The following is a 26,138-nucleotide window of genomic DNA, read 5'->3' on the forward strand; positions in this document are numbered from 1 at the left end:
ATGCCATTGCTGAGCCTTGAGGGCGTTTCCCTGGCCTACGGCCTGCACCCATTGCTGGACGACGCGCGCCTGATGATCGAGCGCGGTGAGCGGGTTTCTCTGCTGGGCCGAAACGGGGAGGGCAAGTCGACGCTGCTGAAAGTGATTCTCGGCGAGGTCACCCCGGACGGCGGCACCGTCCGGCTTGAGGACGGTGCGGTCATGGCGGTCTTGCCGCAGATGCTGCCTTCGGACGACCAGCGTACGGCATACGAGGTGGTCGCCGATGCCTTTCCGGAAACCGGACAATTGCTGGCGGAGTTCCACACGCTGTCCCAGCAGGCGGACGACGCCAGCCTGAAGCGCTTGATGCAGGTCCAGGAAAAGCTGGAAGCGCTCGATGGCTGGCGCCTGGACCAGAAGGTGAGCGCCATCCTGGCGCAGTTTGGCGTGGACCCGGATCGGGTGCTGGCCACTTTGTCAGGCGGGTGGCAACGCCGCGTGCTGCTGGCCAAGGCCCTGGTGGCCGAGCCCGACCTGTTGCTGCTGGACGAGCCGACCAACCATCTGGATGTGCCTGCAATAGCCTGGCTTGAAGACACCCTTCGGCAATACGCCGGCGCGCTGCTGTTTGTCAGTCACGACCGGGCCTTTATTCGCCGGCTGGCAACGCGGGTTGTGGAGCTGGATCGTGGTCAATTGGTCAGCTTCGCGGCCACTTACGATCGTTATCTGGATTTGAAAGAAAAGGCGCTGGAGGAAGAAGAGCGGCAGAACGCTGAATTCGACCGCAAGTTGCGCCAGGAAGAGGCCTGGATTCGTCAGGGTATCAAGGCGCGCCGAACCCGCAACATGGGGCGCGTCAGAGCCCTGAAAGCGATGCGCGAGGAGCGGCGTCAGCGACGCGAGCGCGGCGGCAACGCCAGCTTTGCGATTGAGGACGCGGCCCGTTCCGGGAAGCTGGTTGTCGAGTCGAAGGACGCGGCGTTTGCCTATGGTGGTCAGGATCCGATCATCCGGGATCTGAACCTGACCATCATGCGTGGAGACAAGCTGGGTCTGATTGGCGAAAACGGTACCGGCAAGACTACCCTGGTGCGCCTGCTGCTTGGCAATCTGGAGCCTGGGGAAGGCCAGGTAAGGCTCGGTACGAACCGTTCGGTGGCGTACTTCGACCAACTGCGCGGGGAGCTGGATCCGGATCAGAACGCTTTGGAGAACCTGGCCGAAGGCCGGGAATTTATTGATATCAACGGTCAGCAGAAACATGTTCTGGGTTATCTGCAGGACTTCCTGTTTTCACCGGAACGGGCGCGTTCACCCGTCCGGGTTTTCTCCGGTGGCGAACGGGCGCGGTTGATGCTGGCCAAACTGTTCAGTAAACCGGCCAACATCCTGGTGCTGGATGAGCCCACCAACGATCTGGACGTCGAAACCCTGGAGTTGCTGGAATCTCAATTGGTGGCGTTTAGCGGCACAGTCATCGTCATCAGTCACGATCGTGAATTCCTGGACAACGTGGTGACCGATACGCTGTTTCTCGATGGATCCGGTCGCGTGCGCTCCTACGTCGGGGGCTACGAGGATTGGCGCCGGCAGGGCGGGGTGTTCCCGTCGGAGCGACCGGCGCGGCCGACGGAAAAGCCGAAGCCGGAAGGTGGCGGAAAAGCCGCATCGCCGAAGGCGAAGTCTGCGGGTGGCGGCAATCGCAAGCTGAGCTACAAGCTCAAGCTGGAGCTGGAAGGCTTGCCGGACCGCATTTCGGCGCTTGAAGGTGAGATTGAATCGCTGCAGGCCACCGTGTCAGACACGGCCTTCTATACCCGCCCCCATGACGAAGTCTCCGAGACGTTGGAGGCCCTGGCAGCCAAGGAACAGGAACTGGAGCAGACGATGGAACGCTGGATGGAGCTGGAGGAAATGGCAGGCTGAGCCACCCAACGAATGTCGCATGATGACCGGGTTCAATTTTGGGGATAATTCCAGACCTGACATTGTAAAATCAAACCAAATATCACGTTGTCGGCCGTCGTAATCCAGTACACTCAGCGAGGGTATTCCCGATGGTCAGAAGTTGATAAAGGGTCCTGAATGAGCGTTACCTATTCCTTTGCCCTGAGCGAAGGCGACACCCGGGATTTCCAGGTGGACATGGATGCGAAGCCGGCGTCGGATACCGCCGGTTTGCCAGAATGGACACGTCTTGGGCACTGTCAGTGCAGTAATTGCCCCCTCAAGAAAACGGACGTCAGTCACTGCCCGGCAGCCGTGGATATGTTGCCGGTCGTGGATGCGTTTCGAGATGAAAACGCCTACCAGAAAGTGACGGTGCGCGTGGACGACGGACGCCGGCGTTACGAGAAGGAAACGACGCTGGAGGAAGCGTTGCGTTCGCTGCTTGGATTGATCATGGCGACCAGCCAGTGCCCGATCCTGGGTGAACTGCGTGCCATGGCGGTTCATCACATGCCGTTCGCCAGCACCGACGAATTCATCATGCGCAGCGTGTCGCTGTATTTATTGCAGCAGTATTTCGGAAAGCGCCATCACAAGACGCCGGATTGGGAGTTGCAGGGGTTGGTGGAACGCAATCAGCGACTGCAACTGGTCAACCAGGCGCTCTGGCAACGGATTCACACGTTCTGTCAGGGCGACAGCAACCTGAAGGCGTTGTTGAATTTCTTTTCCATGGCCTCAAGCGTTTCCTATTCACTGGAGACGCAGCTGCGCAAACTCGAAGCAAAACTGGATGAGCATGATATCGGTGTGGCGCCGTAAGTTGGCGCCACATCGGAATTTCAGCACCTAGTTGATGCGGACCGCAAGCACATCGCACTTGGCGCCGTGGAGCACGCCATTGGCGGTGGAGCCCAGTAGCAGCTGTATGCCGTGACGGCCGTGGCTGCCCACGACGGCCAGATCCACGCCACGTTCCTCGCAGACCCGGTGGATTTCGGCTTCCGGCCGGCCTACCGTCACCAGCAGGTTCCTGTCTTCAATGCCGTGTTTGTGACCGAGGTCGGTCAGCTGATCCCGGGCGGACTTGTCCAGCTGCTCCTGCAGCTCGGTGAGATCCATGGGAATATCTCCGCCATAGGCGTATCCAACGGGCTCGACGACATGCAGAAGAACCAGTTCGGCCTGGTGGATGCCGGCCAGTTCACTGGCACGGGTAATCACCTGATCGGCTTCTTCCGTCAGGTCGATCGCAGCAAGAATGGTCTTGTACATCGTCATTTCCTCTCGCTTCAGCGGGTTGCCGTATTATCATCAATCTAGATGACGGGGGACGTGATATCACTGATATGCGTCAAATTTTTTCTGTTGTTTGTAAAAGGATAGTGCATTGACCAAGTGGCTTATAATTGTCCTGATCCTCGCATTCCTGATTGGTTCCTGGTCCTGGGTCAAGCCCACCGCGGATGAGCGGCGCCGGGTTCGCCTGCGGAATCACGCCATGAGTAAAGGTCTGAAGGTGGAATCCGTCAAAGGCCAGGTGCGTGATCGCTTTGCCGAGCCGGGGCAGGGTGGACTGCTGATGCTCTACTGGGCACCCTGGTCTGCCGAGGTCGCCGTTGATCGCCGGGCGCTACTGATTCCTCGTCGGATTGAACCGGGCGAAGACCATCGTGCTATTCCGGGAGCTGAAGAGCTTCCCGAGCTGTCCGGCGCCTTCAAGGGGTGGCTGGCCGATCAGCGGGGGATTGGGTTTGTCTGGGATGAGTCGGCAACGATTGACGACCTGGAAAAGCCCATTTCCTGGATCCGGAAACTGGCGCAAGGTGCCGGGCACTGAGGTGTGCCCGGCCAGAGGTGTTAGCTGTTGGGCGCCTGGGCCGTGGCCTGTTCCGGCACCGGGGTGCCCGTCATCATGGCAATGGCCTCAGCCAGCTGCCTGAGAATTTCCTTGGAGTAGCGATCAATCACGAACGACACGTTGTTGTCGTTGTAGTTGATGTAGGAGCCGCGGATAAAGGCCCATTTAGAGGCCACGCTGCTCAGCGCTGCGCGCAGTTCTCCGCTGGGATGGCCCTCGGTCACTTTCGACATCTGCTCGTCGAATTGGTGGGCCTGCTCATCCAGCGGCTGCTCGGTGTCGGCCCCCTGGAACGTCTGGGAGACGGACGACGTGGAGCGGGCTGAGTATTTGCTCATCATCTGAGCCATCAAAACAGCGGCTGCCCGGGCTGCTTCCACACGCTCGTCAGCCTTCACGTTATTGTTCGTCCGGACGATGTCGTAGAGTTCGGCGGATTTGCTGCTCAGTGCCTGGGCCTGGTTGGCCATGTCAGAGACCAGTCGAAGGTCCGGGTACCCATTCTTGCGCACGTCATTGATGTTCTGGCGCATCAGGTGCTTGTACTTGTCGAACTCGGTGTTGAGGCTTTCGATCTGGTCGTCTTTCAGGATGTCGCCGGCTGACGCATCGACCTGTTTGATCTGGCTGTTGGACTCATTAATGGCGGCCACAATTTCATTGAGGGTGTCGGTATCGCCATTCACACTGAAGCGATAGTAGGCGTTCAGTGCGGCAAAGTTGCTGATGCGGAATTGGTGAAAGGCGGCCAGCAGCGGGTTTTCGGCGGCTGAAGCTGCGATGGAAAAGAAGGGAATGACGCACGCGAACAGCGCCATCACTGACGCCCTGAACCACTTACCGGGATAGACCATCGGCTGGATCTCCGTTCTTATTGTCTTGTCTGTAAAGTCATTTGTTGTTGTACTGCGTCCATGGCGTCTGGCAGGGATTCTTGCATTGCGCGGCGTTAAATCCGTTGTCTGGACGCGCCGTTGTTCTTGTTTGAGACTGCCGTTGGCTGTTGGACGCTTGTTTGAATTTGAGGCTAAAGTAACTCCGCGTGCCAATCAAGCGCTTTTGACAGGCTTTTACAGCCTGGCACATCCCGTAAATCGCCCGTTTTCAGGAACGTGTGATTCCTCCTTGGCAGTTCGCTTGAGGCCCGTGGTCTAAGCCGCTGTAATCGCAATTTGTCTGATCGTTTCTGCCGCTGTTTCGGTGATCCACAGGTTGACTCTGTGGGACGCCGGCCAAGAAACAAATTGACAAACGAACGGTTTTTTTTCATCGTGTGCGCACTCGATTCAAACGACTGTATGAATTTTGGATCGAATGATCGGGCAGTGACCGAAATCTCTCTGCATGAATCGCCCCGCCGGTTTTCCGGAGCGGGGCATTGGTGCAGTTCCAAACACAGACTGGAGATCAGTTGATGATTTACGAAGGTAAAGCCATCACGGTTAAAGAGATCGAAGGCGGGATCGCTCAGCTGAACTTCGACTTGCAAGGCGAGTCGGTAAACAAGTTCAATCGCCTCACCATCGAAGAGCTGGGCGCTGCAGCTGACAAGCTGAAGGCTTCGAAGGACATCAAAGGGCTGGTTGTCACCAGTGCCAAGGACAGCTTCATCGTCGGTGCTGATATCACCGAATTTACCGAGCTTTTCGCCGGTTCCGAAGAAGACCTGGTGGCGAACAACCTCAAGGCCAACCAGGTGTTCAACACCATTGAAGACCTGCCGTTCCCGACCGTGACCGCGATCAACGGCATGGCGCTGGGCGGTGGCTTTGAAATGTGCCTGTCCACCGACTACCGGGTCATGGACAAGAAGGCGAAAGTCGGTCTGCCGGAAGTGAAGCTGGGTATCTTCCCGGGCTTCGGCGGCACCGTGCGCCTGTCCCGCCTGATCGGTGTGGATTACGCCATCGAGTGGATTTCCGGTGGCACTGAGAACCGTGCGGACAAGGCGCTCAAAGAAGGCGCCGTCGATGCGGTTCTGGAAGGCGACAAACTGGTCGACGCTGCGATCGACCTGATCAACCAGTGCAACGAAGGCAAGCTGGATTACAAAGCCCGCCGTGAAGAGAAGCAGGGCAAGATCAAGCTGAACGCCATGGAAAGCATGATGGCTTTCGAGATCTCCAAGGCGTTCGTTGCCGGCAAGGCGGGCAAGAACTACCCGGCGCCGGTTGAAGCGATCAAGGTCATGCAGAAGCACGCCAGCCTGACCCGCGACAAGGCGATCGAAGTCGAAGCCAAGGGCTTTGCCAAGATGGCCAAGACCAACGTGGCAGCCTGCCTGGTTGGCCTGTTCCTGAACGACCAGGAGCTCAAGAAGAAGGCCAAGCTGTGGGAAAAAGAAGCCAATGACGTGAACCTGGCCGCCGTACTGGGCGCCGGTATCATGGGTGGCGGTGTGGCGTACCAGTCTGCGCTGAAAGGCACGCCGATCCTCATGAAAGACATCAACCAGGACGGCATTACCCTGGGGCTGAAAGAAGCCAAGAAGCTTCTGACCAAGCGTGTCGACAAGGGCAAGATGAAGCCGGACCAGATGGCCGATGTCCTGAACAGCATCACGCCGACCCTGAACTACGGCGATTTCAAGAGTGTCGACCTGGTCGTTGAGGCGGTCGTCGAGAACCCGAAGGTGAAGGACGCTGTCCTGCGTGAAACCGAAGAAATGGTTCGCGAAGACACCATCCTGACGTCCAACACCTCCACCATCTCTATCAATACGCTGGCCAAGAACCTCAAACGTCCCGAGAACTTCTGCGGCATGCACTTCTTCAACCCGGTGCACATGATGCCGCTGGTTGAGGTTATCCGTGGCGAGAAAACCAGCGACAAAGCGGTTGCGACCACCGTGGCCTACGCCAAGGCCATGGGCAAGACGCCGATCGTCGTCAACGACTGCCCGGGCTTCCTGGTGAACCGCGTTCTGTTCCCGTACTTCGGCGGCTTTGCCGGCCTGGTGCGTGACGGCGCCGACTTCCAGAAAGTCGACAAGGTCATGGAGAAGTTCGGCTGGCCGATGGGCCCGGCGTACCTGCTGGACGTCGTGGGCATGGACACCGCCAAGCACGCCAACGAAGTGATGGCGGAAGGCTTCCCGGACCGGATGAAGGACGAGAACAAGTCCGCCATCGACGTGATGTTCGAGAACGACCGTTACGGCCAGAAGAACGACAAAGGCTTCTACAAGTACGAGACCGACAAGAAGGGCAAGCCCAAGAAGGTTGTCGACGAGGAAACCTACAAGCTGATCGAGCCGGTCGTTCAGGGCAAGAAAGACTTCGAGGAAGATGAAATCATCGCCCGCATGATGATTCCGCTGTGTCTCGAGACCGTCCGCTGCCTGGAAGACAACATCGTCGAAGCTCCGGCTGATGCCGATATGGGCCTGATCTACGGTATCGGCTTCCCGCCGTTCCGTGGTGGCGCGCTGCGCTACATCGACGACATGGGTGTCGACAAGTTCGTCGAACTGGCAGACAAGTATGCAGATCTGGGTCCGCTGTATCACCCGACCGAGAAGCTGCGTGAAATGGCCAAGAATGGCGAAACGTTCTTTGGCTAACCCTGAACGAGATTTCCGAACGGAGAAAGATCTATGAGCCTTAATCCGAGAGACGTTGTCGTCGTCGATTGCGTGCGGACTCCGATGGGGCGTGCCAAGAACGGATGCTTCCGCAACGTACGTGCGGAAAACCTGTCGGCTGCGCTGATCGACGCGATCTTCGATCGCAACCCGGACCTGAACCCGAAAGAAGTTGAAGACGTGATCTGGGGCTGTGTCAACCAGACCCAGGAGCAGGGCTTCAACGTCGCGCGTCAGATCTCCCTGATGACCCGCATTCCGCACGAGTCTGCGGCCCAGACGGTCAACCGTCTGTGCGGTTCAGCGATGACGGCGATTCACACGGCCGCCCAGGCCATCCAGACCAACAACGGCGATATGTTCATGGTCGGTGGTGTGGAGCACATGGGTCACGTGCCGATGACGTCCGGCTTCGACCATAACCCGGCCTCGTCCAAGTATTCCGCCAAGGCCTCCAACATGATGGGCCTGACTGCGGAAATGCTGGCCAAGATGCACGGCATCACCCGCGAGCAGCAGGATGAGTTCGGCGCCCGTTCACACCGTCTGGCCCACGAAGCCACGGTGGAAGGTCGCTTCAAGAACGAAATCGTGCCGATCCAGGGCCACGATGAGAACGGGTTCGTGAAGCTGATCGAGGAAGACGAAACCATTCGTCCGGAAACCACGGCTGAGTCTCTGGCCCAACTGCGTCCGGCCTTCGATCCGAAGAACGGTACGGTGACGGCGGGTACGTCGTCCCAGCTGACCGACGGTGCCTCGGCGATGCTGCTGATGTCCGCGGAGCGTGCAGAAGCCTTGGGTCTGAAGCCGATCGCACGGGTACGTAGCATGGCGGTTGCCGGCTGTGATCCCGCGATCATGGGCTATGGTCCGGTTCCGGCCGCCAAGAAGGCGCTCAAGCGCGCTGGCCTGAAAGTCGAAGACATCGACTTCTGGGAGCTGAACGAAGCGTTCGCCGGCCAGTCGCTGCCGGTCCTGAAAGATCTCAAACTGCTGAACGTGATGGACGAGAAGGTGAACCTGAACGGCGGCGCGATCGCTCTGGGTCACCCGCTGGGCTGCTCCGGCGCCCGGATCTCCACCACGCTGCTGAACGTGATGCAGGCCAAAGGCGGTACACTGGGGGTATCCACCATGTGTATCGGTCTGGGTCAGGGTATCGCGACCGTTTGGGAGCGGGTCTGATCGCCTCGGCGTGACTGACAAAAGCCCGGCCTCGTGCCGGGCTTTTTTATAGTGGCGGGCAGGGCGATTGCCTGTTCGGTTGGGTTGTAATCCTGTAACGCGGCCCAATCATGGGTTGTGCTGTTCACCTTGACCCTGTAAAACAGAGCACCTATAAAACCTGCGAATGCCTGAAGGCGCTAGCAGCCTGATTTATAGCCAGTATTGAGATGCACTGAAGAGCTGTTCTGCCGGCAGTGTTGTGCTGACACCTGTTCAGTGTTTCTCAAATCCAGATTGTGAGGCGGCCGTTTCCGGTATCCGGCTGCCATTCGAGGAAACTGATTCCGATATGGGCAAAAGTCTCGTCATTGTCGAGTCACCGGCAAAAGCGAAAACCATCAACAAGTACCTGGGCTCCGATTATGTGGTGAAGTCCAGCGTGGGTCATATTCGCGATCTTCCGGTCAGTGGAAGTGGTAGCCAGACGGACCCGAAAGAGCGTGCGCGCCAGGCCGCGCAGACGCGAAAGATGAACCCCGAGGAAAAGGCGGAGTACAAGAAGCGTAAGTCGCGCGAACAGCTTGTCAGCCGCATGGGGGTTGATCCGGACAAGGACTGGGAAGCCAATTACCAGGTTCTGCCGGGAAAAGAGAAGGTCGTCAGCGAACTGAAGCGCCTGGCCAAATCCGCCGATCGCGTCTATCTCGCAACGGATTTGGACCGCGAGGGGGAGGCGATTGCCTGGCACCTGCAGGAAACCATTGGCGGTGAGCCCGACAAATACCGGCGCGTGGTGTTCAACGAGATCACCAAACGCGCCATCCAAGAGGCGTTCAAGGAGCCGGGGCAACTCGATCGCGATCGCGTCAATGCGCAGCAGGCGCGCCGGTTCCTGGACCGGGTCGTGGGTTACATGGTTTCGCCGCTGCTGTGGAGCAAGCTGGCCCGCGGACTGTCGGCCGGCCGGGTACAGTCCGTTGCCGTGCGCCTGATCGTCGAACGCGAGCGCGAGATTCGCACCTTCGTGCCGGAAGAGTACTGGCAGGTGCATGCGGATCTGAAGGCTAAAGGCGAACAAAAGCCGGTCCGGTTCGAAGTGACCCGGGACGACAGCAGCAAAGCCTTCCGCCCGACCAGCGAAAAAGAAACCCAGGCGCACGTCGACAAGCTGAAGGCCTCGGACTTCCGGGTGGCCAAGCGGGAAGACAAGCCGACCCGCTCGCGGCCCAGCGCGCCGTTTATCACGTCCACGCTGCAGCAGGCGGCCAGTAACCGCATGGGTTTCAGCGTCAAGAAGACCATGATGTTGGCCCAGCGCCTGTACGAAGCGGGTTTCATTACCTACATGCGTACTGATTCCACCAACCTGAGTCAGGACGCCATCGCCAGCGTGCGGGACTACATCGGCGACCAGTTCGGCGAGAAATACCTGCCGGAGAAGCCGCGTGTCTATGGCAGCAAGGAAGGCGCCCAGGAAGCGCACGAAGCGATTCGTCCCACGGATGTAAAGCGGCGCCCGACCGACATCAAGGGGCTTGAGAAGGACGCTGAACGGCTCTACGACCTGATCTGGCGACAGTTTATCGCCTGTCAGATGGCCGATGCCGAGTTTACCAGCACCTCCATCAGCATCGACGCCGGTGGCTACGAGCTGCGCACCCGCGGTCGCATCATTCGCTTCGACGGTTTCCTCAAGGCCGCGCCCCAGTCCTCCAAGAAGGACGAAGACGTGGCCTTGCCGGACATCAAGGTGGATGACGTGCTGGACCTGGCCAAGCTGGATCCGACCCAGCACTTTACCAAGCCGTCGCCCCGTTACACGGAAGCGAGTCTGGTGAAAGAGCTGGAGAAGCGCGGTATCGGGCGCCCGTCGACGTACGCCTCGATTATTTCGACGATCCAGGACCGGGGCTATGTCTGCCTGCAGAATCGCCGGTTCTACTCGGAGAAGATGGGCGACATCGTCACGGACCGTCTGTCGGAGTCGTTCGAGAACCTGATGGACTACGATTTCACCGCCCGGCTGGAAGAAGAGCTGGATGAGATCGCCTCCGGCGAGATCGACTGGAAAAAAGTGCTGAACGGCTTCTACGGTCGTTTCCGGCAGCAGTTGGAAGAAGCCGGCGGCGATGCCGAGCAGGGCGGAATGCGCGGCAATACGCCGACGGAAACCGACATTCCGTGCCCCAGTTGCTCACGTCCGATGCAGATCCGGGTGGCCAGTACCGGCGTTTTCCTGGGCTGCTCAGGATACAGCCTGCCGCCGAAGGAGCGGTGTAAGACGACGATCAACCTGGTGTCCGGTGACGAGGTGGTCAGTGCCGACGACGATGTGGAAGGCGAGGGCGAGAGCCTCCTGCTGCGCAAGAAACGTCGTTGTCCGAAGTGCGGCACCGCCATGGACAGCTACCTGATCGACGAAAAGCGTAAGCTGCACGTCTGCGGTAATAATCCGGATTGTTCCGGATATGAGGTGGAAGAAGGCACGTTCCGCATCAAGGGGTACGACGGTCCGACGCTGGAATGCGACAAGTGCGGTTCCGAGATGCAGCTCAAGACCGGCCGTTTCGGCAAGTATTTCGGCTGCACCAACAGCGAGTGCAAGAACACGCGGAAGTTGTTGCGCAATGGCGAGCCGGCGCCTCCCAAAATGGATCCGGTCCCGATGCCGGAGCTCAAGTGCGAAAAGGTGGACGATACCTACGTGCTGCGAGACGGGGCATCCGGGCTGTTCCTGGCGGCAAGCAAGTTCCCCAAAAACCGGGAAACCCGCGCGCCACTGGTCCAGGAAATCAAGCCACACCGGGATGAAATCGATCCGAAATACGGCTTCCTGATGGACGCGCCGGAAAAGGATCCGGAAGGCAATCCGACGGTGATTCGCTACAGCCGCAAGACCAAAGAGCAGTACGTGATGAGCGAAAAGGACGGCAAGGCGACCGGTTGGAGTGCCTTTTACTCCAACGGCAAGTGGCAGCCAAAGGACAAAAAATCCTGATTGAGCGCAACGCAGAACTGAAAAAGGGCCCCAAGGGGCCCTTTTTTGTTGCTCTGGATCAAGTCGGTCGCCGCTTATTGCAGGCCGCCCAGCTTGCGAAGGCGGGCCAACAGGCTGGATGTATCCCAGCGCTCGCCGCCCATGCTCTGTACATCGGCATAGAACTGATCCACCAGGGCGGTGACAGGCAGTGTGACGCCTCGTTCACGGGCTTCGGTCAGGCAGATATTGAGGTCTTTGCGCATCCAGTTAACGGCGAAACCGTGATCGTATTCGCCGGCAATCATCGTGTCGGCCCGGTTTTCCATCTGCCAGGACTGCGCGGCCCCCTGCGAGATGACGTCGATCACCTGGCGCTGGTCCAGGCCGGATTTTTCCGCAAAATACAGGCATTCCGACAGCCCCTGAACCAGGCCGGCAATGGCAATCTGGTTGACCATCTTGGTGAGCTGGCCTTTGCCGGGCTCGCCCATCCGGGTGACGGCCTTGCCATAAACGTCCATCAGAGGCTTGGCGCGGTCGAAGGCCGTCTGTTCTGCGCCGCACATGACCGTCAGCTTGCCGTTTTCAGCGCCTTGCTGGCCACCGGACACCGGGGCATCAATAAACGACTGGCCACGCTCTGAGGCGGCCTGGGCGATTTCAGTGGTCACGCCGGCCGATACCGTGGTGTGATCGATCAGGATGGCTTGGGTGGGCGCGTTGGCAATGATGCCGTCGACACCCAGGTACACGTCGCGAAGGTCCGGATCGGCGCCGACGCAGGTCATCACGAAATCCGCTTCGGACACCGCTTCGGCAATCCGTTCACAGGCCTTGCCGGTGTATTCCCGGGTCCATTCGTCTGCTTTGGCGGGCGTACGATTGAAGACGGTCACGTCGTATCCGGCCTTGACCAGGTGCCCGGCCATCGGGTAGCCCATGACACCCAGTCCGATAAAAGTCACCTTGCTGGACATAATTCTGCCTCCTGATATCCAGAGTTGCGCGCCGGGAAGCGGCGATTGAGTCGGTATCAACGAAAAAGGGCCGCACACTGTGCAGCCCTTTTCGTCAGATCGTGCAAAGCGATTACTTTGCAGGATAGTCGCGCTTGCTGGCGCCGGTGTAAAGCTGGCGCGGGCGACCGATGCGGTAGTTGCCGCTGACCATCTCGTTCCAGTGAGAGAACCAGCCGATGGTGCGCGACATGGCGAAGATCACGGTAAACATAGAGGTTGGGATGCCGATCGCCTTCAGGATAATGCCGGAATAGAAATCGACGTTCGGATAGAGCTTGCGCTCGACGAAGTACTCGTCTTCCAGGGCGATCTGCTCCAGGCGTTGGGCGATACGCAGCAGCGGATCGTTTTCCAGGCCCAGCTCGGCCAGGACCTCGTGACAGGTTTCACGCATGACCTTGGCGCGCGGGTCGAAATTCTTGTAGACCCGGTGACCGAAGCCCATCAGGCGGAAGGGGTCGTCCTTGTCCTTGGCTTTGGCCACGAACTGCTCGATGTTGGCTTCGTCGCCGATCTCGGCCAGCATGTCCAGCACCGCCTCGTTGGCACCGCCGTGCGCCGGTCCCCACAGCGCAGCAATGCCGGACGCAATACAGGCATACGGGTTGGCACCGGTCGAGCCGGCCAGACGCACGGTAGACGTGGACGCATTCTGCTCGTGGTCCGCGTGCAGGATGAAGATCTTGTCCATGGCTTTGGCCAGGACCGGGTTGACCTTGTACTCCTCGCAGGGATTGCCAAACATCATCTGCAGGAAGTTTTCAGAATAGTTCAGGTCGTTGCGCGGGTAGATAAACGGCTGGCCGTTGGCGTACTTGTAGCACCACGCCGCAATGGTCGGCATCTTGGCCACCAGGCGGTGTGCCGTGATTTCGCGCTGCTCCTGGTTGGTGACGTCCATCTGGTCGTGATAGAAGGCGGACAGGGCGCCAACGACGCCACACATGATGGCCATCGGATGCGCGTCACGGCGGAAACCGCTGAAGAAATGGCGCATCTGGTCGTGAATCATAGTGTGGTGCTTGACGGTATCGCGGAAGCGGGCGTCTTCTTCAGCACTCGGCAGTTCGCCGTTGAGCAGCAGGTAGCAGACTTCCAGGTAATCGGACTTTTCCGCCAGTTGCTCAATGGGATAGCCGCGGTGCAACAGAACACCATTGGCACCGTCAATGTAGGTGATCTTGGACTCGCAGGCCGCAGTGGACACAAAACCTGGGTCGTAGGTAAAGACGCCTTCCTGGACGAGACCTCGGACGTCAATGACATCTGGACCTTCCGTGCCGGCATATACGGGCAGCTCGATTGACTTATCACCCACCGAAAGCTGTGCTTTCCTGTCGGTCATGGTGCTCTCCTATATCAGCATTTCCAGCGTTAGAAAGGTTTCCGGAGACGCCGCAGGCGGTGCTGCAGGACAGGCTGGAGGCCATTCTGCCCGCCGCCGGTTGCTCTCTTGAAAACGCATATTATTGCAACATCACTCCGCGAGGTCACGGCCGGAAAGCCTTCGGGTGCGGCATTCCGGGCTGCACCGGGGTGCAGGGGATGAGTTGCTTGGTTATTCCGCAAAAACCGTCAGATTGGTGTTTCACGCCCAGCGTCGGGCACACACACAGTTTTGAAGCGTGGCGGCAAAATATAGGGAGTTGGCTTTTATTGTCAATGGATGAAGCAGGAATTCACGATGATGTATAGTGGCGAAATGGGTAGTTTGTGAGATCAGGGATAGGGAATTCCCGAGATTAGACCTTGGTCTGAAAGGATTTTGTAGGTTCCTAAATATTAATGCAAACTATGAGGGCGATTGACGCCTAACTGCCCGCTCACTGAGGGGTTTCAGTCGATTGCCGGTTTGTAATTCAGGGGGCCACTCCTTATAATCCGTAGCCCGGAATCGGGGACATGCCAGTCTGGAACGCCAATGACGACGTTTCGTCAGTGCCTTGTTCTCCCTCCATTGTTCTGATCCAAAGAAGAACACCCAACTACACCAACCATCCGTCCGGCGAGCAGTCTGTGAACCGGACAAAAAGAGAGTGTGAGAGAGCTGTGAATAGCAAACGACCAGTAAATCTCGATCTCAGCAAGTTCCATTTCCCATTGCCAGCGATCACGTCGATCCTGCACCGTATCAGCGGAATCATTATCTTCATCGGTATTGCATTCATGCTTTACGGCCTGCAGCTTTCCCTGTCGGGAGAGGAAGGCTTCAATGCGGTTGGTAACCTGCTGGACAGCTTCCTGGCGAAGCTGATCATCTGGGGCATCCTGTCTGCTCTGCTGTACCACCTTGTTGCCGGTATCAAACACCTGATCATGGACATGGGCTACTGTGAGGAATTGCAGTCTGGCCGTCTGGCCGCCAAGGCCACCGTGGTTATTTCCGTTATCCTGATCATTCTCGCGGGGGTTTGGGTATGGTAAGCAGCGTAACGAATCTGGGTCGCAGTGGTGTCTACGACTGGATGATCCAGCGTGTGACCGCCTACGTATTGGCGCTGTACACGCTCTTCATGCTGGGCTTTGTGCTGTTCACCGATGTGGATTACGCCAGTTGGGCGGGTCTGTTCGATCAAACCTGGTTCAAGATTTTCAGCCTGATGGCGCTGCTGTCGATTGGCGGTCACGCCTGGGTTGGTCTTTGGACCGTGACAACCGACTACATCAAGGCCACAGCCCCGCGCTTTCTGGTGCAGGCATTTTGTGGTGCGGTGATGTTTGTCTATGTCGTTTGGGGCGTACAGATTCTCTGGGGGCTTTGATCCATGTCTAATATGAAGACCATTTCCTACGACGCCATCGTCATTGGCGGTGGTGGCTCCGGCATGCGGGCGGCGCTTCAGCTGACCGAGTCCGGCGTCAACACGGCGTGTCTCACCAAAGTATTTCCGACCCGTTCTCACACGGTCTCCGCCCAGGGTGGTATTACCTGTGCGATTGCCAGTGCCGATCCCAACGACGACTGGCGCTGGCACATGTACGACACCGTCAAGGGGTCTGACTACATTGGCGACCAGGATGCGATCGAGTATATGTGCTCGGTGGGTCCGCAGGCCGTTTTCGAGCTGGAGCACATGGGGCTCCCGTTCTCCCGGACTGAAAACGGTCGTATCTATCAGCGTCCGTTCGGTGGCCAGTCCAAGGATTACGGTAAGGGCGGTCAGGCCGCTCGTACCTGTGCGGCGGCTGACCGTACCGGGCATGCGCTGCTGCATACCCTTTACCAGGCCAACCTGAAAGGTGGCACCACCTTCCTGAATGAGTGGTATGCCGTTGACCTGGTCAAGAACAGCAAGAACCAGGTGGTGGGTGTCATCGCCATCGAAATCGAGACGGGCGAAGTGGCGTTTATCAAGTCGAAAGCCACCGTCCTGGCGACGGGTGGTGCCGGCCGTATCTACGCCTCAACGACCAACGCCCTGATCAACACCGGTGACGGCATCGGCATGGCGCTGCGTGCCGGCTTCCCGGTTCAGGACATGGAGATGTGGCAGTTCCATCCGACCGGTATCCACGGTGCCGGCACACTGGTGACTGAAGGCTGTCGGGGTGAGGGGGGGTACCTGATCAACTCCGAGGGCGAGCGCTTCATGGAGCGTTACGCGCCAAACGCCAAAGACCTGGCGGGCCGTGACGTTGTTGCCCGGTCCATGGTCATCGAAATCCTGGAAGGCCGTGGTTGCGGTCCGGACAAGGATCACGTCCTGCTGAAGCTGGATCACCTCGGTGAAGAGACGCTGAATCTGCGTCTGCCGGGTATCTGTGAGCTGTCGCGCACCTTTGCGCACGTGGACCCGGTGAAAGAGCCGATCCCGGTTGTGCCGACCTGTCACTACATGATGGGTGGTATCCCGACCAACGTCGGTGGTCAGGCGATTACCCAGGATGAAAATGGCAACGACACCTTCATCGAAGGTCTGTTTGCCTGTGGTGAGGCGGCTTGTGTGTCTGTTCACGGCGCCAACCGTCTGGGCGGCAACTCGCTGCTGGACCTGGTTGTCTTCGGTCGTGCGGCGGGTCTGCACATCGAGAAGCAGTTGCGTGAAGGCTCCGAGGTCATGGAGCCGACGGAAGAAGACATCAAGCGCGCCATGGCTCGTCTTGACCGTCTGAACAGCGCTTCTGAAGGCGAAAGTGTCGCCGAGGTCCGAAAGGATCTGCAAAACACCATGCAGCTTTATTTCGGCGTGTTCCGGGATGGCGAGAGCATGGAGAAAGGGCTCAAGAAGCTGGATGAACTGGGTGAGCGGGTTCGCAAGACCAAGCTGACCGATCGCAGCAATGCCTTCAATACCGACCGTGTTGAGGCGCTTGAGCTGGATAACCTGTATGAAGTCGCCTATGCCACTGCGGTTTCAGCCATCGAGCGCAAGGAAAGTCGCGGTGCCCACGCACGCAATGACTTCACCGAGCGTGATGATGAAAACTGGCTGAAGCACTCGCTGTACTTCCCGCTCGAGAAGCGTGTAGGTAAGCGTGATGTCAACTTCGCGCCGAAGACGGTGGATACCTTCCAGCCGAAGATTCGGACCTACTAAGGAGTGACGCAGAAATGTTAGTAAGCGTATATCGGTACAATCCCGAAACTGACAACGCGCCTTACATGCAGGATATTGAACTGGAAATTCCTAAAGGTAAGGATCTGATGGTGCTGGACGTCCTGAACCTCCTGAAGGAGAAGGATCCGTCTTTGGCCTATCGTCGCTCCTGCCGCGAAGGGGTTTGTGGTTCCGACGGTCTCAACATGAACGGCAAGAACGGCCTGGGCTGTATCACGCCGCTTTCTGAGGTCGTCAAGAAGGGCAAGCTCGTGATCCGGCCACTGCCGGGGCTGCCGGTCATTCGTGACCTGGTTGTCGATATGAGCCTGTTCTACCAACAGTATGAAAAAGTGCAGCCGTACCTGATCAACAACGATCCGGCTCCGGCAATCGAACGTCTGCAATCCCCGGAAGAGCGGGAGAAGCTGGATGGCCTCTACGAGTGTATTCTCTGTGCGTGCTGTTCCACTTCCTGTCCGTCCTTCTGGTGGAATCCGGACAAGTTCGTGGGTCCGGCTGGCCTGCTGCAGGCATACCGCTTCCTGGCTGACAGCCGGGACCAGGCGCAGGATGAGCGTCTGGCCAATCTTGATGATCCGTTCAGCGTGTTCCGCTGCCGGGGCATCATGAACTGCGTCAGTGTCTGTCCGAAGGGGTTGAATCCGACCAAGGCCATCGGCCACATCCGGAATCTCCTGCTTCAGCGGGCGACGTGACCAGCAAAGGCTGACACAGGCGCTATACTGTTCTGATGTATTCAGCCTTCCCTGTGACAAGGTGAAGTCAAAATAAGGACTTACACCATTGGCTAATACCCAAAGGCGGGTAGGGGGAGGCACACTACGGAAGCCGTGGCGTGGACTTAAAAGGTTCTCGGCACGGCTTTGCTGAGTTTTAACCACCGGGGAACGGAAAACATCCGCGCCAGTTCAGTGGTGGCAACAGTCGTCGAAATCCCCTCAGGACGATTGTCGTTAACCCCTTGCCATCAGTGGATTGCTCCCCGCTCCAGTCCGAGGTGAGCTATTCAAAATGCATGAAAGCATCATGGAGCAGTTATGGCAGACATCCCACCTACAGGGCGGGAATCTGACCTATGTTGAAGAGCTTTTCGAAACCTATCTGACCGATCCCAACGCGATTCCCGAGGAATGGCGCAACTATTTCGACAAACTGCCCCGTGTTGATGGCTCTTCGGGCAGGGATGTCTCCCTTTCCGCGATCCGCGAACAGTTTGAACACATTTCCCGCAACCAGCGTCGACTGGCCGCCAGTGGCGTTCCGGCTTCCGCAACGTCCGATGCCGATCGCAAGCAGATTCGTGTTCTGCAGCTGATTAATGCGTACCGCTTCCGGGGGCACCAGCATGCCAACCTGGATCCGCTGGGGGTCTGGGAGCGTGAAACCGTCGAAGATCTGAACATCGGTTTTCATGATCTCAGCGATGCCGACATGGATCTGGAATTCCAGACCGGGTCCCTGAATTTCGGCACCGAGACCATGAAGCTGCGCGATATTGTAGAGGGTCTCAAGCAGACCTACTGCAGCAGCATCGGCGCAGAGTACATGCACGTGGTGGACACGCGCATCAAGCGCTGGTTCCAGCAGCGCATGGAACCGGTTCGGTCCCATCCCGAGTATGAAACCAAAACCCGTCGTCACATCCTTGAGCGTCTGACCGCTGCGGAAGGCCTGGAGAAATACCTCGGCTCCCGCTATCCCGGCGTCAAGCGCTTTGGCCTGGAAGGTGGCGAAAGCCTGATTCCCTGCGTCGACGAATTGATCCAGCGTGCCGGCAGCTACGGTGCCAAGGAAATCGTCATCGGCATGGCCCACCGTGGTCGTCTGAACGTCCTGGTCAATACGCTGGGCAAGAACCCGCGCGAGTTGTTCGACGAATTCGAAGGCAAGAAGCTGGCGGATGCCGGTTCGGGTGACGTCAAATACCACCAGGGCTTCTCGTCCAACGTGATGACGGAAGGCGGTGAGGTTCACCTCGCGCTGGCCTTCAACCCGTCGCATCTGGAAATCGTATCGCCGGTGGTTGAGGGTTCAGTGCGCGCTCGCCAAACGCGCCGCGAAGACCCGGACGGTACTCAGGTGCTGCCGATTATCATGCACGGTGATGCGGCGTTTGCGGGTCAGGGTGTGGTGATGGAAACCTTCCAGATGTCCCAGACCCGGGGCTATGGTGTGGGTGGCACAATCCACATCGTGATCAACAACCAGGTGGGTTTCACCACCAGCAAACAGGAAGACGCCCGCTCCACGGAATACTGCACCGACGTCGCCAAGATGGTTCAGGCGCCGATCCTGCACGTGAACGGCGATGATCCTGAAGCGGTCATGTTTGCCACCCAGATGGCGATGGATTATCGCAACGAGTTCAAGCGCGATGTGGTGATCGATCTGGTGTGCTACCGCCGTCGGGGCCACAACGAGGCGGACGAGCCGTCGGCCACGCAGCCGGTGATGTACGAGAAGATTCGCAAGCGCAAGACCACGCGAGAGCTTTACGCCAAGCAGCTTGTCGATGCCGGTGTGATCGGCGAAGACGAAGCCAAGTCGATGGAGCTCGAATACCGTGATGCGCTGGACAAGGGCGATCACGTGGTCAAGTCGCTGGTCAAAGAGCCGAACAAGGCGCTTTACGTGGACTGGCAGCCCTACCTGGGACACGAGTGGACAGCCAAGTGCAAGACCAGCGTCGCTCTGAAAACCTTGCAGCGTATCGGCAAGAAGATGGGGCAGTTGCCCGAAGGCTTCGCGGTCCAGCGCCAAGTGTCCAAGATCGTCGACGATCGCAATAAAATGACCCAGGGCGCACTGCCGATCAACTGGGGTTATGGCGAAGTCATGGCGTATGCGACGCTGTTGAATGAAGGCCATCCGATCCGCATCACCGGCCAGGATGTTGGCCGAGGCACCTTCTCGCACCGTCATGCCGTGCTGCATAACCAGAAGGGCGGCGATACCTACATCCCGCTGGAAAACGTGTCGGACAAGCAGCCGCTGTTCGAGATCTATGATTCGCTCCTTTCCGAGGAAGCGGTCATGGCGTTCGAATACGGTTACTCGACCACCACGCCGGACGCCCTGATCGTCTGGGAAGCCCAGTTTGGTGACTTCGCCAACGGTGCCCAGGTGGTGATCGACCAGTTCCTCACCAGCGGTGAGCACAAGTGGGGCCGCCTCTGTGGCCTGACCCTGCTGCTGCCACACGGCTATGAGGGGCAGGGGCCGGAGCACAGCTCTGCGCGTCTGGAGCGCTTCCTGCAGATGTGTGCCGAGCACAACATCCAGGTGTGCGTGCCCACCACCCCAGCGCAGGTGTTCCACATGCTGCGTCGCCAGGTGAAGCGTCCGCTGCGTAAGCCGCTGGTTGCCATCACACCGAAGAGTCTGCTGCGTCACAAGGAAGCCACTTCGGGCCTGGACGACCTGACCGAAGGCACCTTCCAGACCGTGCTGCCGGAGAAGGAACCGACGGATCCGAAGAAAGCCCGTCGGCTGATTCTCTGCAGCGGCAAGGTCTATTTCGACCTGCTGGAGAAGAAGAAGGCCGACGAGCGGGATGATGTTGCCATTGTGCGTCTGGAGCAGCTTTACCCGTTCCCGGCGGACGACCTGGACGAGGTTCTCAAGCCGTACTCCAAGCTGACCCACGCAGTCTGGTGTCAGGAAGAACCCATGAACCAGGGCGCCTGGTACTCCAGCCAGCACCACATGCGCCAGGCGCTGCACCGCCATAATCCGAAACTGTATCTTCAGTATGCAGGTCGGGACGCGTCCGCCGCACCGGCATGCGGACACCTCTCGGTCCACATTGAAGAGCAGAAAAAACTGGTTAACGACGCGTTCGAAGTTTGACGAGTTACCGAATTTAAGGATCCGAGATGTCAACTGAAATCAAAGCCCCTGTTTTTCCAGAATCTGTTGCCGAGGGCACAGTCGCAACCTGGCACAAGAAGCCGGGTGAAGCCTGTGAACGCGATGAACTGATCGTCGATATCGAAACCGACAAGGTTGTCCTTGAAGTGGTCGCGCCGGCTGACGGCGTGATCGAGGAAATCGTCAAGGATGAAGGCGATACCGTGGAAAGCGGTGAGGTCGTCGGTAAATTCAAGGAAGGCGCTGCAGGTTCTGCGCCGGCCAAAAAGGACGATGACAAAGGTTCTTCTGACGAAGCGGAAGCGCCGAAAGCCGAGCAAGGCAGCGCATCGTCCGGCGGCGAAGCCATCCTGAGTCCGGCGGCCCGCAAACTGGCCGAAGAAAATAATGTCGATCCCAACGCCATCAAGGGTACCGGCAAAGATGGTCGCGTCACCAAGGAAGACGTGCAGAAGCACGTGTCTTCCGGCGGTCAGGCTGCTCCGGCACCGAGTGCGCCCGCCGCAGCGGCGCCGGCGGCCGACGTTGCGACCGGCGAGCGTGCCGAGAAGCGGGTACCGATGACCCGTCTGCGTGCCAGCATCGCCAAGCGTCTGGTCAATGCCCAGCAAAGTGCCGCCATGCTGACCACGTTCAACGAGGTCAACATGAAGCCGGTCATGGAGCTGCGCAAGCAGTACAAGGAAACGTTCGAGAAGCGTCACGGCGTCAAGCTGGGCTTCATGTCCTTCTTCGCCAAGGCGGCTACCGAAGCCCTCAAGCGTTTCCCGGCGGTCAACGCGTCCATCGACGGTAACGACATGGTTTACCACGGTTACCAGGACATCGGCGTGGCTGTGTCCACCGACCGCGGTCTGGTTGTGCCGGTTGTGCGCGACGTCGACGGTCTGGGGCTGGCCGATATCGAGAAGACGATCATCGAGTACGGCACCAAGGCGCGTGACGGCAAACTGGGCATCGAGGAGATGACCGGCGGCACCTTCACCATCACCAACGGTGGGATCTTCGGTTCCCTGATCTCCACACCGATCCTGAATCCGCCGCAGACCGCCATCCTCGGTATGCACAAGATCCAGGAACGCCCGATGGCGGTGAACGGTCAGGTTGAAATCCTGCCGATGATGTACCTGGCGTTGTCATACGATCACCGCATGATCGACGGCAAGGAAGCGGTTCAGTTCCTGGTGGCCATCAAGGAAATGCTCGAAGATCCGGCGCGTATTCTGCTGGACGTCTGAACCGGTTCATCAACACATTTAGAGAAACAGGATAGAACATGTCTGATAAGTTCGATGTCATCGTCATCGGTGCTGGGCCTGGCGGCTACGTAGCTGCCATCAAGGGCGCCCAGCTGGGATTGAAAGTCGCGTGTGTTGAAAACTGGACTTCCAAAGACGGCAAGCAACAGGTGCTGGGTGGTACCTGTCTGAACGTGGGTTGTATCCCGTCCAAGGCGCTGCTGGAAATCTCCCACAAGTTTGAGGAAACCAGCCACAGCTTTGCCGACCAGGGGATCGAAGTTAAGGATCCGACCATCAACGTCGCAAAGATGATGGAGCGCAAGGACGGTATCGTGAAGCAGCTGACCGGCGGTATCGCGCAGCTGTTCAAGGCCAACGGCGTTACGCCGATTCACGGCCGCGGTCGCGTACTGGCGAACCGTCAGGTGGAAGTGACCGACAACGACGGCAAGACCACGACCTACGAAGCGGACAACGTGGTGATTGCCACCGGTTCCAACCCGATCGAAATTCCGCCGGCACCGATGACCGAAGGGTTCATCGTGGATTCCGAAGGTGCTCTGGAATTCGACAAGGTGCCCAAGCGTCTGGGCGTGATCGGTGCCGGTGTCATCGGTCTGGAGCTGGGCAGCGTCTGGGCCCGTCTGGGTTCCGAAGTGACCGTTCTGGAAGCGCTGGATACGTTCCTGCCGGCCGTTGACCAGCAGGTCGCCAAGGACGCGCTGAAGCAGTTCAAGAAACAGGGTCTGGACATTAAGCTGAAGGCTCGTGTCACGGGTTCCAGCGTCAAGCGTAATCTGGTCAACGTGACCTATGAAGACGCCAAAGGCGAGCAGGAACAGAAGTTCGACAAACTGATCGTTGCGGTGGGCCGTCGTCCGAACACCGACAACCTGCTGGCTGCAGACAGCGGTGTGAACCTGGACGAACGCGGTTTCATTTTCGTCGACGATTACTGCCAGACTGACGCACCGGGCGTCTGGGCGATCGGCGACGTGGTTCGCGGCCCCATGCTCGCGCACAAAGCCTCTGAAGAAGGCATTATGGTGGTTGAGCGCATCGCCGGCCACAAACCGCAGGTCAACTACGACTGCATTCCGAACGTCATCTACACCTTCCCGGAAGTCGCCTGGGTGGGTAAGACCGAAGAGCAGCTCAAGGCCGAAGGCGAAGCCTATAAGGTTGGCACCTTCCCGTTTGCGGCCAACGGTCGTGCCATGGCGGCCAACTCGGCCACCGGTATGGTCAAGATCATTGCCGACGAGAAGACCGATCGCATTCTCGGTTTCCATGTCACCGGTCCCCAGGCGTCTGAAATCGTCGCCCAGGGCGTGATTGCCATGGAATTCGGTTCCAGCGCCGAAGATCTGGCGCTGACCTGTTTCGCGCACCCGACCCTGTCGGAGTCCGTGCACGAGGCAGCCCTTGCAGTGGGCGACGGTGCAATCCACGTCGCCAACAAGCGCAAGAAAAAATAAGAAGTCAGTGGGCCGGTGAATCCGGCCCAACTTGTACAGACGGAGAGGGGCGCAACGAGGCGCTCAGTGTCTGAAGACCTCTCCCGATCTGGCCTTTGAACGTCAGCCTGTGCTGACGTTCAGGCGTTGGAAAGTCCAACCCCGGCCGGATCAGGGTGTGTCTCAACGAGAACTGACGCGCCCGAACAGAATTCGCACCACGCGGGTTCGTATCCCAGAGTGAAGCCAATGGCGGGTGGGGCGGTACAGCCCTGTCGGCCAGTGTCTTCTGAAATGGTTATCCTCCATATAAGAGTGGGACAACGCTATGAATTTGCACGAATATCAGGGCAAGCAGCTGTTCGCTGAATACGGCCTGCCGGTTTCCAAAGGCATCGCCTGCGAGACTCCGCAGGACGCCGTCGCTGCAGCTGCTGAGATTGGCGGTGAGCGCTGGGTTGTGAAGGCCCAGGTTCACGCAGGCGGCCGGGGCAAGGCCGGGGGCGTCAAGCTGGTCAGCAGCAAGGACGAGATCCGCGAGTTTGCCGAGTACTGGCTGGGCCGCAACCTGGTCACTTATCAGACGGATGAAAAGGGCCAGCCGGTCAGCAAGATCCTGGTTGAAGATCTGACCGACATCGACCAGGAGCTGTACCTGGGTGCGGTTGTTGATCGTGGCTCACGTCGTATCGTTTTCATGGCCTCGACCGAAGGTGGTGTCGAGATCGAGACGGTGGCCGAGGAAACCCCTGAGAAGATCCTGAAAGCGGAAGTCGATCCGCTGGTCGGCGCACAGCCGTACCAGGGCCGTGAGCTGGCTTTCAAACTGGGCCTGAAGGGCGACCAGATCAAGCAGTTCGTCAAGATTTTCCTGGGTCTGGCCAAGCTGTTCGAAGACAAGGACCTGGCCCTGTTGGAAATCAACCCGCTGGTCATCACCCCGGCAGGCAACCTGCACTGCCTGGACGCGAAGATCGGCGTTGACGGCAACGCCCTGTACCGTCAGCCGCAGATTCGCGAGATGCACGATCCTTCCCAGGAAGATCAGCGCGAAGCCGATGCCGCGAAGTGGGAGCTGAACTACGTCGCTCTGGAAGGCAACATCGGTTGCATGGTTAACGGCGCTGGCCTGGCCATGGGCACCATGGACATCGTGAAACTGAACGGCGGTCAGCCGGCCAACTTCCTTGACGTGGGCGGTGGCGCGACCAAAGAGCGTGTGACCGAAGCGTTCAAGATCATCCTGTCCGATGACGCCGTCAAGGCCGTTCTGGTTAACATCTTCGGCGGTATTGTCCGTTGCGACATGATCGCGGAAGGCATCATCGGCGCCGTGAAAGAAGTCGGCGTGAAAGTACCTGTCGTGGTTCGCCTGGAAGGCAACAATGCCGAACTGGGTTCAAAAGTACTGGCAGACAGTGGCCTGAACATCATCGCGGCTACCAGTCTGACGGATGCTGCACAGCAAGTCGTTAAAGCCGCGGGAGGTAAGTAATGAGCGTCCTGATTAACAAAGACACCAAAGTGATCTGCCAGGGTTTTACCGGTGCACAAGGCACCTTCCACTCTGAGCAGGCGATTGAGTACGGCACCAAAATGGTTGGTGGTGTCTCTCCCGGGAAAGGCGGTACCGAGCACCTGGGTCTGCCGGTCTTCAACACCGTTCGCGAAGCGGTTGAAGCCACGGGCGCACAGGCAACCGTCATCTACGTGCCGGCGCCTTTCTGTAAGGATGCCATCATCGAAGCGGCGGACGCTGGCCTTGAGCTGATTGTCTGCATCACCGAAGGCATCCCGACCATCGACATGCTCTACGCGAAAGAGTACGTCGATCGCAAAGGCGTTCGCATGATCGGCCCGAACTGCCCGGGCGTGATCACTCCGGACGAATGCAAGATCGGCATCATGCCGGGCCACATCCATAAGAAGGGCAAGGTCGGTATCGTTTCCCGTTCCGGTACCCTGACTTATGAAGCGGTCAAGCAGACCACCGACTTCGGCTACGGCCAGTCCACCTGTATCGGTATCGGTGGTGACCCGATTCCGGGCTCCAACTTCATCGACATGCTGAAGCTGCTGCAGGACGACCCGGAAACTCAGGCGATCGTCATGATCGGTGAGATCGGCGGTACGGCCGAAGAAGAAGCCGCGGCCTTCATCAAGGACAACGTGACCAAGCCGGTCGTGTCCTACATCGCCGGTGTGACGGCGCCTCCGGGCAAGCGCATGGGCCACGCCGGTGCGATCATTGCCGGTGGCAAGGGCACGGCAGACGACAAGTTTGCGGCCCTGGAAGATGCGGGCGTCAAGACCGTTCGCAGTCTGGCCGAAATCGGCCAGGCGCTGAAAGAGGTCACTGGCTGGTAAGAGCCAACGCCTGAAAAAGAGCCCCTGTTTTCTCCCGTCGGGGAGAGAGCGGGGGCTTTTTCGTTTAAACTGGGCTGACTTTGCGGTGAGAGG

The 26,138-nt window shown here is 58.6% G+C and carries 19 protein-coding genes; 15 read left to right on the forward strand and 4 right to left on the reverse strand.

The annotated features are described in order from the left end of the window. Nucleotides 1-1,911: a ribosomal protection-like ABC-F family protein gene (abc-f, locus tag JL474_RS02805; protein ID WP_203140838.1), complete on the forward strand. Its 1,911-nt coding sequence runs from the start codon at nucleotides 1-3 to the stop codon at nucleotides 1,909-1,911. A 159-nt stretch (nucleotides 1,912-2,070) separates the two neighbouring features. Beyond that, nucleotides 2,071-2,757 carry a DUF6901 family protein gene (locus tag JL474_RS02810; protein WP_203140839.1) on the forward strand — a complete coding sequence of 229 codons (687 nt, stop codon included), beginning with the start codon at nucleotides 2,071-2,073 and terminating at the stop codon, nucleotides 2,755-2,757. 27 nt (nucleotides 2,758-2,784) lie between these two features. On the opposite strand, the gene JL474_RS02815 is transcribed toward JL474_RS02810, so the two are convergent. Then, the gene (locus tag JL474_RS02815; protein ID WP_123633416.1) at nucleotides 2,785-3,216 is read right to left on the reverse strand and encodes a universal stress protein; all 432 of its coding nucleotides are present in this window, start codon (nucleotides 3,214-3,216) and stop codon (nucleotides 2,785-2,787) included. A gap of 109 nt (nucleotides 3,217-3,325) precedes the next feature. On the opposite strand from JL474_RS02815, the gene JL474_RS02820 reads away from it, so the two are divergent. Then, nucleotides 3,326-3,775, forward strand: coding sequence for a hypothetical protein (locus JL474_RS02820; RefSeq protein WP_203140840.1), 450 nt, complete (start codon nucleotides 3,326-3,328; stop codon nucleotides 3,773-3,775). A gap of 20 nt (nucleotides 3,776-3,795) precedes the next feature. Here the strand turns inward: JL474_RS02820 and JL474_RS02825 are convergent, their stop codons facing one another. Beyond that, complete coding sequence (locus JL474_RS02825) at nucleotides 3,796-4,650, reverse strand: hypothetical protein (protein ID WP_123633414.1); 855 nt, start codon at nucleotides 4,648-4,650, stop codon at nucleotides 3,796-3,798. 560 nt (nucleotides 4,651-5,210) lie between these two features. Here JL474_RS02825 and fadB point away from each other — a divergent pair. The 3 genes from fadB (at nucleotide 5,211) to topA (ending at nucleotide 11,547) form a co-directional block, all read left to right on the forward strand. After that, nucleotides 5,211-7,358 (forward strand): fatty acid oxidation complex subunit alpha FadB, encoded by a 2,148-nt coding sequence (gene fadB / locus JL474_RS02830; protein ID WP_203140841.1) that lies wholly within the window; start codon nucleotides 5,211-5,213, stop codon nucleotides 7,356-7,358. 33 nt (nucleotides 7,359-7,391) lie between these two features. Continuing rightward, on the forward strand, nucleotides 7,392-8,567 hold the full coding sequence (fadA, locus tag JL474_RS02835) for an acetyl-CoA C-acyltransferase FadA (RefSeq protein ID WP_203140842.1): 1,176 nt from the start codon (nucleotides 7,392-7,394) through the stop codon (nucleotides 8,565-8,567). A gap of 331 nt (nucleotides 8,568-8,898) precedes the next feature. Beyond that, entirely contained in the window at nucleotides 8,899-11,547 is a 2,649-nt protein-coding gene (gene topA / locus JL474_RS02840) for a type I DNA topoisomerase (RefSeq protein WP_203140843.1), read from the forward strand. 74 nt (nucleotides 11,548-11,621) lie between these two features. Here the strand turns inward: topA and JL474_RS02845 are convergent, their stop codons facing one another. After that, a complete protein-coding gene (locus JL474_RS02845; RefSeq protein ID WP_203140844.1) occupies nucleotides 11,622-12,506 on the reverse strand; it encodes an NAD(P)-dependent oxidoreductase in 885 nt (294 codons plus the stop codon). A 112-nt stretch (nucleotides 12,507-12,618) separates the two neighbouring features. After that, nucleotides 12,619-13,893: a citrate synthase gene (gene gltA, locus JL474_RS02850; RefSeq protein ID WP_123633409.1), complete on the reverse strand. Its 1,275-nt coding sequence runs from the start codon at nucleotides 13,891-13,893 to the stop codon at nucleotides 12,619-12,621. A gap of 704 nt (nucleotides 13,894-14,597) precedes the next feature. Between gltA and sdhC the strand changes: the two genes are divergently transcribed. From sdhC to sucD, 9 genes are all read left to right on the forward strand, one after another. Beyond that, nucleotides 14,598-14,972 carry a succinate dehydrogenase, cytochrome b556 subunit gene (gene sdhC / locus JL474_RS02855; protein WP_123633554.1) on the forward strand — a complete coding sequence of 125 codons (375 nt, stop codon included), beginning with the start codon at nucleotides 14,598-14,600 and terminating at the stop codon, nucleotides 14,970-14,972. Next, nucleotides 14,966-15,310, forward strand: coding sequence for a succinate dehydrogenase, hydrophobic membrane anchor protein (gene sdhD, locus JL474_RS02860; RefSeq protein WP_123633408.1), 345 nt, complete (start codon nucleotides 14,966-14,968; stop codon nucleotides 15,308-15,310). Before sdhC ends, sdhD begins: the two co-directional genes overlap by 7 nt. 3 nt (nucleotides 15,311-15,313) lie before the next feature. Beyond that, a complete protein-coding gene (gene sdhA / locus JL474_RS02865; RefSeq protein WP_123633407.1) occupies nucleotides 15,314-17,086 on the forward strand; it encodes a succinate dehydrogenase flavoprotein subunit in 1,773 nt (590 codons plus the stop codon). A 14-nt stretch (nucleotides 17,087-17,100) separates the two neighbouring features. Beyond that, nucleotides 17,101-17,805, forward strand: coding sequence for a succinate dehydrogenase iron-sulfur subunit (locus JL474_RS02870; protein ID WP_123633406.1), 705 nt, complete (start codon nucleotides 17,101-17,103; stop codon nucleotides 17,803-17,805). A gap of 316 nt (nucleotides 17,806-18,121) precedes the next feature. After that, nucleotides 18,122-20,959: a 2-oxoglutarate dehydrogenase E1 component gene (locus JL474_RS02875; protein WP_123633405.1), complete on the forward strand. Its 2,838-nt coding sequence runs from the start codon at nucleotides 18,122-18,124 to the stop codon at nucleotides 20,957-20,959. A 26-nt stretch (nucleotides 20,960-20,985) separates the two neighbouring features. Further along, on the forward strand, nucleotides 20,986-22,218 hold the full coding sequence (odhB, locus tag JL474_RS02880; protein WP_123633404.1) for a 2-oxoglutarate dehydrogenase complex dihydrolipoyllysine-residue succinyltransferase: 1,233 nt from the start codon (nucleotides 20,986-20,988) through the stop codon (nucleotides 22,216-22,218). 38 nt (nucleotides 22,219-22,256) lie between these two features. Beyond that, nucleotides 22,257-23,699 carry a dihydrolipoyl dehydrogenase gene (gene lpdA / locus JL474_RS02885; protein ID WP_123633403.1) on the forward strand — a complete coding sequence of 481 codons (1,443 nt, stop codon included), beginning with the start codon at nucleotides 22,257-22,259 and terminating at the stop codon, nucleotides 23,697-23,699. A gap of 307 nt (nucleotides 23,700-24,006) precedes the next feature. Further along, nucleotides 24,007-25,173 carry an ADP-forming succinate--CoA ligase subunit beta gene (sucC, locus tag JL474_RS02890; RefSeq protein WP_123633402.1) on the forward strand — a complete coding sequence of 389 codons (1,167 nt, stop codon included), beginning with the start codon at nucleotides 24,007-24,009 and terminating at the stop codon, nucleotides 25,171-25,173. Beyond that, the gene (gene sucD, locus JL474_RS02895) at nucleotides 25,173-26,045 is read left to right on the forward strand and encodes a succinate--CoA ligase subunit alpha (protein WP_123633401.1); all 873 of its coding nucleotides are present in this window, start codon (nucleotides 25,173-25,175) and stop codon (nucleotides 26,043-26,045) included. The genes sucC and sucD overlap by 1 nt, the downstream gene beginning before the upstream one ends. Nucleotides 26,046-26,138: the final 93 nt, after the last annotated feature.

The sequence above is a fragment of the Marinobacter mangrovi genome (assembly GCF_016798325.1).
GTDB classification, from domain to species: Bacteria; Pseudomonadota; Gammaproteobacteria; order Pseudomonadales; family Oleiphilaceae; genus Marinobacter_A; species Marinobacter_A mangrovi.

Excerpts from the sequence above, each read along its gene's own strand:
- fadB (WP_203140841.1), top strand. The coding sequence starts at position 5,211 with ATGATTTACGAAGGTAAAGCCATCACGGTTAAAGAGATCGAAGGCGGG.
- gltA (WP_123633409.1), bottom strand. The coding sequence starts at position 13,893 with ATGACCGACAGGAAAGCACAGCTTTCGGTGGGTGATAAGTCAATCGAG.
- fadA (WP_203140842.1), top strand. The coding sequence starts at position 7,392 with ATGAGCCTTAATCCGAGAGACGTTGTCGTCGTCGATTGCGTGCGGACT.
- sdhD (WP_123633408.1), top strand. The coding sequence starts at position 14,966 with ATGGTAAGCAGCGTAACGAATCTGGGTCGCAGTGGTGTCTACGACTGG.
- JL474_RS02810 (WP_203140839.1), top strand. The coding sequence starts at position 2,071 with ATGAGCGTTACCTATTCCTTTGCCCTGAGCGAAGGCGACACCCGGGAT.
- sucD (WP_123633401.1), top strand. The coding sequence starts at position 25,173 with ATGAGCGTCCTGATTAACAAAGACACCAAAGTGATCTGCCAGGGTTTT.
- sdhA (WP_123633407.1), top strand. The coding sequence starts at position 15,314 with ATGTCTAATATGAAGACCATTTCCTACGACGCCATCGTCATTGGCGGT.
- odhB (WP_123633404.1), top strand. The coding sequence starts at position 20,986 with ATGTCAACTGAAATCAAAGCCCCTGTTTTTCCAGAATCTGTTGCCGAG.
- JL474_RS02825 (WP_123633414.1), bottom strand. The coding sequence starts at position 4,650 with ATGGTCTATCCCGGTAAGTGGTTCAGGGCGTCAGTGATGGCGCTGTTC.
- topA (WP_203140843.1), top strand. The coding sequence starts at position 8,899 with ATGGGCAAAAGTCTCGTCATTGTCGAGTCACCGGCAAAAGCGAAAACC.
- abc-f (WP_203140838.1), top strand. The coding sequence starts at position 1 with ATGCCATTGCTGAGCCTTGAGGGCGTTTCCCTGGCCTACGGCCTGCAC.
- JL474_RS02815 (WP_123633416.1), bottom strand. The coding sequence starts at position 3,216 with ATGACGATGTACAAGACCATTCTTGCTGCGATCGACCTGACGGAAGAA.
- JL474_RS02875 (WP_123633405.1), top strand. The coding sequence starts at position 18,122 with ATGCATGAAAGCATCATGGAGCAGTTATGGCAGACATCCCACCTACAG.
- JL474_RS02845 (WP_203140844.1), bottom strand. The coding sequence starts at position 12,506 with ATGTCCAGCAAGGTGACTTTTATCGGACTGGGTGTCATGGGCTACCCG.
- lpdA (WP_123633403.1), top strand. The coding sequence starts at position 22,257 with ATGTCTGATAAGTTCGATGTCATCGTCATCGGTGCTGGGCCTGGCGGC.
- JL474_RS02870 (WP_123633406.1), top strand. The coding sequence starts at position 17,101 with ATGTTAGTAAGCGTATATCGGTACAATCCCGAAACTGACAACGCGCCT.
- sucC (WP_123633402.1), top strand. The coding sequence starts at position 24,007 with ATGAATTTGCACGAATATCAGGGCAAGCAGCTGTTCGCTGAATACGGC.